Annotated in this window: 10 protein-coding genes; 7 read left to right on the top strand and 3 right to left on the bottom strand. The window is 68.8% G+C overall.

Annotated features, from left to right (window positions below):
* Positions 1–242: 242 nt before the first annotated feature.
* Both RMN98_RS11665 and uvrB read right to left on the bottom strand, forming a co-directional pair.
* Entirely contained in the window at positions 243–410 is a 168-nt protein-coding gene (locus RMN98_RS11665) for a hypothetical protein (protein WP_309648986.1), read from the bottom strand.
* A 261-nt stretch (positions 411–671) separates the two neighbouring features.
* Positions 672–2,813, bottom strand: coding sequence for an excinuclease ABC subunit UvrB (gene uvrB, locus RMN98_RS11660; RefSeq protein ID WP_309648985.1), 2,142 nt, complete (start codon positions 2,811–2,813; stop codon positions 672–674).
* Between the two features lie 305 nt (positions 2,814–3,118).
* Between uvrB and RMN98_RS11655 the strand changes: the two genes are divergently transcribed.
* From RMN98_RS11655 to RMN98_RS11625, 7 genes are all read left to right on the top strand, one after another.
* On the top strand, positions 3,119–4,297 hold the full coding sequence (locus RMN98_RS11655; RefSeq protein ID WP_309648984.1) for a SpoIIE family protein phosphatase: 1,179 nt from the start codon (positions 3,119–3,121) through the stop codon (positions 4,295–4,297).
* Between the two features lie 5 nt (positions 4,298–4,302).
* Complete coding sequence (locus RMN98_RS11650) at positions 4,303–6,297, top strand: glycosyltransferase family 2 protein (protein WP_309648983.1); 1,995 nt, start codon at positions 4,303–4,305, stop codon at positions 6,295–6,297.
* Positions 6,294–6,629 carry an STAS domain-containing protein gene (locus RMN98_RS11645; RefSeq protein ID WP_309648982.1) on the top strand — a complete coding sequence of 112 codons (336 nt, stop codon included), beginning with the start codon at positions 6,294–6,296 and terminating at the stop codon, positions 6,627–6,629. Before RMN98_RS11650 ends, RMN98_RS11645 begins: the two co-directional genes overlap by 4 nt.
* A 7-nt stretch (positions 6,630–6,636) precedes the next feature.
* On the top strand, positions 6,637–7,071 hold the full coding sequence (locus RMN98_RS11640; protein WP_309648981.1) for an ATP-binding protein: 435 nt from the start codon (positions 6,637–6,639) through the stop codon (positions 7,069–7,071).
* A gap of 188 nt (positions 7,072–7,259) precedes the next feature.
* The gene (locus RMN98_RS11635) at positions 7,260–8,489 is read left to right on the top strand and encodes a hypothetical protein (protein ID WP_309648980.1); all 1,230 of its coding nucleotides are present in this window, start codon (positions 7,260–7,262) and stop codon (positions 8,487–8,489) included.
* A gap of 181 nt (positions 8,490–8,670) precedes the next feature.
* Positions 8,671–8,823, top strand: a complete 153-nt coding sequence (locus tag RMN98_RS11630; protein ID WP_309648979.1) for a hypothetical protein — start codon at positions 8,671–8,673, stop codon at positions 8,821–8,823.
* Positions 8,824–8,862: 39 nt separating this feature from the next.
* Positions 8,863–9,405: a hypothetical protein gene (locus RMN98_RS11625; protein ID WP_309648978.1), complete on the top strand. Its 543-nt coding sequence runs from the start codon at positions 8,863–8,865 to the stop codon at positions 9,403–9,405.
* A gap of 6 nt (positions 9,406–9,411) precedes the next feature.
* Here the strand turns inward: RMN98_RS11625 and RMN98_RS11620 are convergent, their stop codons facing one another.
* Positions 9,412–10,671 (bottom strand): phospholipase D-like domain-containing protein, encoded by a 1,260-nt coding sequence (locus tag RMN98_RS11620; RefSeq protein ID WP_309648977.1) that lies wholly within the window; start codon positions 10,669–10,671, stop codon positions 9,412–9,414.
* Positions 10,672–10,673: the final 2 nt, after the last annotated feature.

Genomic DNA, 10,673 nt, shown 5'->3' with positions numbered 1-10,673 from the left:
ATCGTCGCGCCCGACACCGCGCCGGCGCAGGTCCTGGTGCTCAACGGCCTGCCTTACGACGGGTCCGGGAAGTGACGTGACCTGAGAGCTCGCTTCACGTCACCGGCGACAGCCGCGGTGGAAGAGGCGCGACTTCTTCGTGTCCTGCGCGGCCGTCGACGGGTGATGTCGCCAGAGGGCGAGTCGACTGCTCGACCGCAACTCGTCGAGCGGCAGCCCCGGGAAGCGAGCAGCGACCGCGCCTAGACGACAGTGACCTGCTCGGCGACTGCCCGCTCCTTGGCCTCGGCGATCGCGTCGACCGTGGGCGAGGTGTGCACCCGATGGGCGACGCAGGCTCGACGACGATCCGGCCCGGCGACACAGGCGACGCGTGACGACGACTGCACCCCGCCGGATGCTTCTCCCACGGAACGTGTCGGTGGAGTGGTTCCAGGCGACAAGCGCGACCTCGACCTGGGTCGGACGGTCGAAGCATCTCCCCCCAGAGCTGCCGCTATTGGTCTCGCTCGGCGGTCTCCGGGTCCTCGAACGACTCGGCGTCTGGGGCCGTGCCCCAGCCATCGCAGATGCACCACTCCAGCTCCACTTCTGCGAAGGGGCTGACACGAGATCCTGCGGAACGCCCGCTCGGCCGGACTTCCCACCAGGTGCGCCCGAGCAGCTGGCGACTACTTGGTGGCTTCCATCATCTGCCGCAGCTCCTTCTTCAGGTCGGAGATCTCGTCGCGCATCCGGGCGGCGACCTCGAACTGCAGCTCGGCGGCGGCGGCCTTCATCTGGTCGGTGAGCTCCTGGATGAGTGAGGCGAGCTCGGAGCTCGGCATCCCGGCCAGGTCCTTGGCGTGCTGGCCGGACGCGGCCTTGGACAATCCGGGGACCGGCTGCTTGGCCTTCACTCCCCCGGCCCGGCCCTTGGCCGCCGTGCCGGCCCAGGTCTCGAGGAGCTCCTGGGTGTTCTCGTCCTCGCGGGCCAGCATCTCGGTGATGTCGGCGATCTTCTTGCGCAGCGGGGTGGGGTCGATGCCGTGCTCGGTGTTGTAGGCGACCTGGATCGCGCGACGACGGTTGGTCTCGTCGATCGCCCTCTCCATGGACGGGGTGATCTTGTCGGCATACATGTGGACCTGGCCCGACACGTTGCGAGCGGCTCGGCCGATAGTCTGGATGAGGGACTTGTCGGAGCGCAGGAAGCCCTCCTTGTCGGCGTCGAGGATCGAGACCAAGGACACCTCCGGCAGGTCGAGGCCCTCGCGGAGCAGGTTGATGCCGACCAGCACGTCGTACTCGCCCAGGCGCAGGTCGCGCAGGAGCTCGATGCGCTTGAGGGTGTCGACCTCGGAGTGGAGGTAGCGGGTGCGGATACCGGCGTCGAGGAGGTAGTCGGTGAGGTCCTCGGACATCTTCTTGGTCAGCGTCGTGACCAGGACCCGCTCGTGCTTGTCGGCCCGGGTGCGGATCTCGTGGATCAGGTCGTCGATCTGACCCTTGGTCGGCTTGATGACGACCTCCGGGTCGATCAGGCCGGTCGGACGGATGATCTGCTGGACCGTGTCGGGCTGACCGTCGGGTCCGGTGACCTTGTCGAGCTCGTAGTTGCCGGGCGTCGCCGAGAGGTAGATCGTCTGGCCGATCCGCTCGAGGAACTCCTCCCAGCGCAGGGGCCGGTTGTCCATCGCGCTGGGCAGCCGGAAGCCGTGGTCGACCAGGTTGCGCTTGCGCGACATGTCGCCCTCGTACATCCCGCCGATCTGCGGCACCGCCACGTGCGACTCGTCGACCACGACGAGGTAGTCCTCGGGGAAGTAGTCGAGCAGGCAGTTGGGCGCCGAGCCGCGCGAGCGGCCGTCCATGTGCATCGAGTAGTTCTCGATGCCGGAGCAGGACCCGACCTGCCGCATCATCTCGACGTCGTAGGTCGTGCGCATGCGCAGGCGCTGCGCCTCCAGGAGCTTGCCCTGCTTCTCGAAGGTCGCGAGCTGCTCCTCGAGCTCTGCCTCGATGCCGGCGATCGCCCGCTCCATCCGCTCCGGGCCGGCGACGTAGTGGGTCGCGGGGAAGACGTAGAGCTCGGTGTCCTCGGTGAGCACCTCACCGGTGACGGGGTGGAGCGACATCAGCCGCTCGATCTCGTCGCCGAAGAACTCGATGCGGACCGCGTGCTCCTCGTAGACCGGGAAGATCTCCAGGGTGTCGCCTCGGACCCGGAAGGTGCCACGGGTGAAGGACATGTCGTTGCGCGTGTATTGGATCTCGACGAGCTGGCGCAGGATCGAGTCGCGGTCGCGCTCCTCGCCCACACGCAGCCGCAGCATGCGGTCGACGTACTCCTGGGGGGTGCCGAGGCCGTAGATGCAGGAGACCGTCGAGACGACGATGACGTCGCGGCGGGTCAGCAGCGAGTTGGTCGCCGAGTGCCGCAGTCGCTCGACCTCCTCGTTGATGGAGGAGTCCTTCTCGATGTAGGTGTCGGTCTGGGGGACGTAGGCCTCGGGCTGGTAGTAGTCGTAGTAGGAGACGAAGTATTCGACCGCGTTCTCCGGGAAGAGCTGGCGCAGCTCGTTGGCGAACTGGGCGGCCAGCGTCTTGTTGGGCTGGAGCACCAGCATCGGGCGCTGCACCTGCTCGGCCACCCACGCGACCGTCGCGGTCTTGCCCGTGCCTGTGGCACCGAGCAGCACGACGTCCTGGACCCCGCCGTTGATGCGCTTGGTGATCTCCTTGATCGCCGCCGGTTGGTCGCCGCTGGGCTCGTAGTCGGCCTCCACGTGGAAGGGCGCGACGCGGCGCTCGAGGTCGGTGACAGGACGCATGGATCCAGCCTACGGGCGGCCACCGACAGTGCCCCGTAGCCGTCAGCGGCGCACCGTTCGGCGTGCTCCTCCTGACCGCCGTGTCGGGGTCCGTCGACAGCGAGGCCGTGTCGGGAGAAACGGCTCCATCGGAACCACGACCAACGTCAGCGAGGGTGTGAGCCACGTCATCGAAAGTGCATAAGTTTCTTCCCAAACTTGGGGATGACTTTAGGGTTAATAGTCTGAACCAGCACATGACGACCGGACCCAGGCCCGGGCGTCGTCCATCGTGGACTGGTCGCGACACAGACATGGGGTCTGCCTTGAACGACAACGATGCCGCACGCCGTGAGCGGGCCCTCGCGAGCCTCGGCCTCGCTGAGACGATGGGATCGGCACGACTGAACAGGATCACCGACCTGGTCACCCAGGCACTCGGGCTCCCGATCAGCACCGTGACCGTCCTCGACGGGGACCGGGCCAGCTTCCCCGCCAGCACCGGCACCGACGGCGAGGACATGGCGGTGAGCGACACCTTCTGCGAGGTGACCCAGGCCCTCGGCGCGACGGTCGTGGTCGAGGACGCCCGCCTCGACGACCGGTTCTCCGAGAAGCGTGCCGTCCAGGAGGACGGCATCAGGTTCTACGTAGGGCAACCGCTGCGCGACGTCCACGGCACGGTCGTCGCTTCGCTGTGCATGGCGGACATGGAGACCAGGACCCTCAGGGACGAGGAGCTCGCGCTCTTCCTCGAGCTCGCGTCGTGGGCCGAGCAGGAGCTCGTCGGAGCCGCCGAGATGCGGCTGGCCGGCGAGGCGCAGTCGGCCCTCCTGCCGCCGGGGCCCGTCTCGCACGGGGTGTGGCGCATCGAGGGCAACTGCGTGCCGGCCTCCGCCATCGGTGGCGACTTCTACGACTACGACATCTCCACCCACGTCGCGTCCGTGCGCCTGGGCGACGTGATGGGCAAGGGCACCGCAGCAGCCCTGATCGGCGCCGGCGTGCGTGCCTGCCTGCGGGGCACCAACGACGCGATCAACGCGGGCGTCGACCTCGGGGTCACCGTCACCCGCGCAGCCCGGGTGATGGAGCCCGACCTGGAGCGCACGTCCGCCTTCTCGACCCTGTTCGAGGCTGCGGTCGACCTGGAGGACGGGACGCTGCGCTACGTCGACGCGGGCTCGGGCCTCGCGCTGCTGGTGCGGTCCGAGGGCGAGGTGGTGCACCTCCTGGGCCAGGACCGACCGCTCGGCATCCTCCCGGGCGACCACTGGACCGAGCACCGCGACGAGGTCCGGCCGGGTGATCGCCTGGTCGTCTTCAGCGACGGCCTCCTCGACCTCGTGGGCGACAGCCCCGGCTGGGTGGACCGGGTCAGCGCCCTGGTCCGGAAGTACGACGATCCGGCCGACCTGATCGCCGAGGTGTCCGAGCAGAGCCGGCTGCTCTCGACCATCGACGACGTCACCATCGTCGTGCTCTCCTGCGCAACGGGAGAGTGAGGTCCGTGTCCAGGCGACTGCTGCTCATCCGCGTCATCGTCGTGCTCGTGGCGCTGACCGGGATCAACTACGTGACGTGGCGATGGCTCTTCTCGATCAACTTCGACGCGTGGTACATCGGCATCCCCCTCGTGATGGCCGAGACCTTCTCGCTCGTCGACTCACTCCTGTTCGGACTGGGCATCTGGAGGCTCAAGGAGCGACCCACACCTCCGGCACCGGAGGACGGCCTCACCGTGGACGTCCTGATCACCACCTACAACGAGCCCATCGACCTCGTGATGCGGACGGCCATCGCAGCGAAGGCGATCCGCTACCCCCACCGGACCTGGGTGCTCGACGACGGCAACCGACCCGAGATGCGGGCCGCCGCCGAGGAGCACGGCATCGGCTGGATCACCCGCTCCGAGGAGTGGGCCAACATGCCGCGGCACGCCAAGGCGGGCAACCTGAACAACGCCCTCGTCCAGACCGATGGGGAGTTCCTGCTGATCCTGGATGCCGACCAGGTGCCGACACCGCGGATCCTCGACGAGACACTGGGCTACTTCCGCGACGAGCGGATGGGCCTGGTCCAGACACCGCAGTACTTCGTCAACGTCCCCGCCAGCGATCCGCTCGGCAGCCAGGCTCCGCTCTTCTACGGGCCGATCCAGCAGAGCAAGGACGGCTGGAACGCGGCGTTCTTCTGCGGCTCCAACGCCGTCATCCGACGCGAGGCCCTGGTGCAGATCGGCGTGGCGCGCTACGCGGGCGAGATCGCCCTGCGCGTCTACCAGACGCTCTACTTCGGGAAGTCGGTGCTGCGCAAGGCCCGCAAGCAGGTTCCCAAGGACGAGACGGTGACGCGCGAGGCGCTCGCGGAGGTCGAGGCCCTGGTCAAGGACGCACGCAAGCAGCTGGCCGCCGGTGAGGCCCTGTTCGACGTCACCTACACCTTCCAGCGCAACGTGGACACGGTCCGCCGCCGGATGGTGGACGCCGACATGGCGGCCCTCGCGGCAGACCTGGAGGAGATCGCCACCCTCGAGTCCCTGGAAGGCAGCGCGGACTTCTCCGTGGACGACAACCAGGAGGCCCTGCGGCAGATGTCGCAGCGAGACTGGTCTCCGATGGGCGCTATCGAGTCCGTCACCAAGCTCGTCGACGCGGTCGACGTCGACCGTGGCGGGGAGGCCCAGGCGGTGATGCCGATGGCGACCATCAGCGTGACCGAGGACATGGCCACCTGCATGAGGATGCACAGCCTCGGGTGGAAGTCGGCCTACCACGACGACCCGCTCGCGTTCGGGCTCGCGCCCGAGGATCTCGAGACCATGCTCACCCAGAGGCTGCGGTGGGCGCAGGGCACGATGCAGGTGCTCTTCCGCGAGAACCCGCTGAGTCAGAAGCGCCTGACCTGGGCGCAGCGCCTCATGTACTTCTCGACGATGTGGAGCTACCTCTCAGGCTTCGCGGCCGTCGTCTACCTGGTCGCTCCCATCCTGTTCCTGGTCTTCGGCACGCTGCCCGTCGAGGCCCTCTCCAGCGACTTCTTCATCCGGCTCGTGCCGTTCCTGGTGATCAACCAGCTGCTGTTCGTGGTGGTCTCGGCAGGTCGTCCCACGTGGCGGGGCCAGCAGTACTCCCTGGCCCTGTTCCCCACGTGGATCAAGGCCTTCACGACCGCCTTCGGCAACGTCTACCTGGGACGCAGCCTCGACTTCGCGGTCACTCCGAAGGAGAAGCGCTCACCTACCGGACCCGCCTACCACCTGATCCGTCCTCAGCTGATCGCCATCGGAGCACTGCTCGTCGCGGTCGTCATCGGCACCTTCCGGGTGATCATCGGCGATGCCGAGCTCCTGCCCACCCTGTTCAACTTCCTATGGGTGGGGTTCGACCTGGCCCTCCTCTCCGTCATCGTCAAGGCGGCTCGCTATCGGGGCTTCGAGCCCGGCGACGCCGCCCACATCCCCGGTGCCGCACCAGCGCGGCACGACAAGCAAGGAGCATCATGATCGAGTTCGACGTCCGGACCCTCGAGTCCGGAGTGGGAGCGGTGACCCCTCGGGGCCGGCTCAACATGGTCGCCGCCCGTCAGCTGAAGGACATCCTGACCACGCTGTCCTCCGACGGGGTGCACCAGATCGTGGTCGACCTCGCCGAGACGACCTTCGTCGACTCGTCCGGCCTGGGGGCGCTGATCGGCGGGGTCAAGAGCACCCGCCAGATGGGTGGGGACCTGCGCATCGTGCGGCCCACGGAGCCCGTCCTCGCGGTCCTGCAGATCACCAACCTGGACAAGATCCTTCGTCCCCGCGATTCGGTGGAGCTCGCGTTCCATGAGTGATGCGCGGATGGGTGACCTGACGGGGCACCTGGAGCTCTCGGCCCCCGCGTCGGTGGAGAGCATCGATCTGACCCACACCCTGCTCGAGCACCTGTGGCAGCAGAACCCCCAGGTCGACCCGGCGTGCCGCCTTCGGGTCGAGACGGCGGCCATCGAGGTGATGGCGAACATCGTGGAGCACGCCTTCAAGCACGACGGGTCGCTCGCCGAGACGCGGGGCAGCCGTCGGCTCACCACCACCCTCGGTGTGCATGCGGACGGCGTCGTCGTCGGGTTCTGCGACGACGGGCGGCCAGCTGAGATCGACCTCAGCACGGTCACCATGCCGGACGAGACAGCCGAGTCGGGACGAGGGCTGGCGATGGCGCTGGCCGCCGTCGACGAGCTGGTCTACGACCGGCGCGACGGCCGCAACTACTGGAGCCTGCTGTGCGCGATCTGAACGACCCCCAGCACGGGCGGCGGGCATGGCACGCCCGACTCGTGCGGAGAGCCAGTGCTCTTGCGACCCTCGTCGCGCTGACGACGGGCGGTGCCCTGGCTCCGGCTTACGCGGGCGAGGGTGCGCTCCCTGCTCCGAGTGCCGGGCAGCCGTGGTTCGGCGCCGAGCTGGACCTGCGAAACGACTCCATGGCGCGTTACACCGAGCGCCTCGACTCCCGGGTGGCGCTCGTCGCCGGGTCCATCACGTACCCCCTCGACAGGTCCGCTCGGCAGGCTGTCACCGACCTGTCGCGGCAGGCATCAGCCAACAAGGCCGTGGTGGTCCTCGCGCTGCAGCCGTCGACTCCCCTCGAGCAGCTCGGCGCGCTCGACGCTCGTCGCCTCGTCACGGCGCTCAACTGGCTGACGGAGCGTCACGGCACTCGCTTCCTGCTGCGGTTCGCGCCCGAGATGAACGGCTCGTGGACCCCGTGGGGCCAGCGACCGCGGGCCTACGTAGCCGCATTCCGCGACCTGGCCGATGCCGTGCACACCGGCTCGTTGGCAGCCGAGACGGTGTGGGCGCCGGCCTACGGAGCGGGGTACCCCTTCGGTGGGTCGATCAATGACGTCGTGCGCGGAGCCGTCGTGGGTTCGACGGTCTCCCCGGCGGAACGTCGAGCCCTGGACACCGACGCGAACGGTCGGCTCGACGAGCAGGACGACCCCTACGCGCCGTACTTCCCCGGAGACGAGGCCGTCGACTGGGTGGGGCTCTCGGTCCTGCGCTACGGCGTGCGCCAGCGCTTCGGCGACAACACGCTACCGGGGCGCGACGAGCTGAAGGATCGCCTCGACGACCGGTTCGGCTATGCCCGCGCGACCGACCGTGAGTCGTTCTACACCCGCTACGCCGACCGGGCAGGTCACCCGATGCTCCTGCTCACCGGCGCCCTCTACAACCCTCAGGGGCCGGGCGTCGCCGAGCGTGCCCTCAAACGGGCCTGGCTGCAACGGGTGGCGAACGCCGTGCGGTTCCGCCCCCAGATCCGGGCGGTGGTCTGGCTCGAGGACACCCGCTTCGAGCCCGAGGCCGACAGCATCGTGCGCTGGGGGCTGGCACCCCAACGCGGGCTCGGACGACAGATGGCCGCAGCACTCGAGGCCGGACCGTTCGACCTCGGACCGGTCGCACCCGTGGCCGTGGCGGACTCCGGTCCCGCCGGTGCCGCCGGTCGACCGGGAGCCGTCCCGGACGCGTCGTCGGGCGACGACTCCCGCCGGGACGACACCGAGGCGTCCTCGCGTCGCGCCCAGGGCGCCTTCGGCCTGTCACTGCCGGAGCTGTCCGCCCTCGGGGCCGCGACGCTGCTCCTGGTCGGCGGCATCGCCGCACTGCGCTACCGGCGTCGACAGATGCGGCCACCCTGGCTCTGAGTCAGAGCAGCGGTCGCAGCGGGGCGAGGAAGTACTCGGTGAACTTGCGGTGCAGGTCGCGGGCCTCCCACTCGAGGCTGGTCAGCTCCAGGCAGTCTGGTGCGCCTGGGCGACTTCATGGGCAAGGGCACGGCGGCCGCACTCATCGGGGCCGGGGTCCGGGCCTCCCTGCGCGGCACGCATGACGCGGTCCACGCGGGTGGTGGACCGCATCAGCACGCTGGTCCGCAAGTACGACGACCCGGCCGAGCTGGTCGCCGAGGTGGCGGAGCAGAGCCGGACGCTGTCGAGCGTCGACGACGTCACCATCGTCGTCGTCTCACGCGCCGCCTGAGACACTGTCGCCCCACCTCCTCCGGACGAGAGATCAACGATGACGCACCCTTCTCGGGCCTCGGTCGGCGCCGCCATCAGCGTCGGCATCCTCCTCCTGGCAGCGCTGGTCGGTTTCTCCCAGCTCGGCGGCACCAGCACCGACCCTAGATCAGAGGTCCGGGCGGCGGCGGCCGTCGCCCAGGCTGCTGCGGACCTCGAGGAGGGTCGGGCCGGCAGCGCAGGTTGCCGCAGGTTCGTCGTCGCGACCACGAGCGCCGACGTCGACAACGCGCTGGCGGAGATCAGCGCGGCCGGGGTCTTCGCCGAGGGGACCCCGGGCGAGGACGGGTTCTACGACTACCTGGACTCCGAGCGGGTGCTGAGCGCCCTCGAGGCCTACGTCCCCGCTATCGCAGCCATCGCCGAGACCGAGCTCCTGCCCGAGGACCAGTTCGCCATCTACACCCGCATCCTCACCATCACCCAGAACCTCCGCACCGAGCTCGGTGGCGGCTCCGGCTACGCCGCCCCGGTCTCGTCGGCCGAGGCGCTCGGGCAGGCGATGGGTGAGGCCCGGACCCTGTGCCGAGCCGCCGGCTGAGCCCCGTCAGAGCAGCGGTCGCAGCGGGGCGAGGAAGTACTCGGTGAACTTGCGGTGCAGGTCGCGGGCCTCCCACTCGAGGCTGGTCAGCTCCAGGCAGTTGCCCTCGTCGGTGGAGAAGATCTGCTCCAGCTGCTTGGCCAGCGACTCGTCGATGAACTCGACGTTGATCTCGTAGTTGCCGGTGAGGCTGAGCCGGTCGATGTTGGCCGTCCCCACGGTGGTCCACGTGCCGTCGACGGTGGCGGTCTTGGCGTGGACCATCGCGTCCTTGTAGCGGAAGATCCGCACGCCCGAGTCGAGCAGCTGGGTGAAGTAGCCGCGCGAGATCCAGTCGGCCACGATGTGGTTGGACTTCAGCGGCAGCAGCAGCCGCACGTCGACCCCGCGCTGGGCGGCGTGGCGCATCGCGTCGACGAAGTCCTGGTCGGGCGTGAAGTAGGCGGTCGTGATCCACACGTTGCGGCTGGCGCGGTTGATCGCCTCGATGTACATCGACCGGATGGGGAACATCCAGAGCCGCGGCACGTTGCGCTGCACCCGGATCTGAGGCTCCCAGGTGGACGCGGTCTCCAGCAGCAGCGGGCGCTCGCTGTGCCGGATCCGGCGCCGCCTGTTGAGGTTCCAGAAGTCGGCGAAGGCGCGCTTGAGGTCCCACACGGCCGGGCCGGTGATCCGCACGTGGGTGTCGCGCCACTCGGTCTCGTAGGCCGAGCCGATGTTGTAGCCACCCACGAAGCCGGTGTTGTCGTCGACGACGAGGATCTTGCGGTGGTCGCGGCCGTAGCGGCTGAGGTCGAAGAAGCGCCAGCCGGCGGCGTAGACGGGGTAGCGCAGCACCAGCATGTTGTCCGGGAAGCGCTTGAACACCGGGGACACGACGAGGTTGGCGAAGCCGTCGTAGATGCAGTAGACCTCGACGCCGCGGTCGGCCGCTGCCGCGAGCGCGTCCTTGAACCGCTCGCCCGTCGCGTCGCCCTTCCAGATGTAGGTCTCGAAGAGGATCTGCTTCTTCGCGCCCTCGATGGCCGCGATCATGTCGTCGTAGAGGTCCTTGCCGAACGTGTACGTCGTCACCGACCCGAAGCCGACCTCGACCGTGCTGGGGGCACTCACCGGGAAGGGCTTGGGCTTCTTGCCGCGGCGCCGGTAGGAGTCGACCAACGACATCACGATCGCGACCCCGAGCTGGACGCTCAGCACGGTCAGCAGGGTCTTGCGGGCGACGGTCAGGAGCCGCGTGGCGGAGGGGCGGCGCAGGGACACGT

It is taken from the genome of Nocardioides sp., from assembly GCF_031397825.1.
GTDB lineage: Bacteria > Actinomycetota > Actinomycetes > Propionibacteriales > Nocardioidaceae > Nocardioides.
The sequence above is the reverse complement of the archived record's forward strand: the minus strand, read 5'-3'. Positions and strand labels throughout refer to the sequence as shown.

Coding starts and splice junctions, on each gene's coding strand:
- RMN98_RS11635 (WP_309648980.1), top strand. CDS start 7,260: ATGGCGCGTTACACCGAGCGCCTCGACTCCCGGGTGGCGCTCGTCGCC.
- RMN98_RS11645 (WP_309648982.1), top strand. CDS start 6,294: ATGATCGAGTTCGACGTCCGGACCCTCGAGTCCGGAGTGGGAGCGGTG.
- uvrB (WP_309648985.1), bottom strand. CDS start 2,813: ATGCGTCCTGTCACCGACCTCGAGCGCCGCGTCGCGCCCTTCCACGTG.
- RMN98_RS11640 (WP_309648981.1), top strand. CDS start 6,637: ATGGGTGACCTGACGGGGCACCTGGAGCTCTCGGCCCCCGCGTCGGTG.
- RMN98_RS11625 (WP_309648978.1), top strand. CDS start 8,863: ATGACGCACCCTTCTCGGGCCTCGGTCGGCGCCGCCATCAGCGTCGGC.
- RMN98_RS11630 (WP_309648979.1), top strand. CDS start 8,671: ATGACGCGGTCCACGCGGGTGGTGGACCGCATCAGCACGCTGGTCCGC.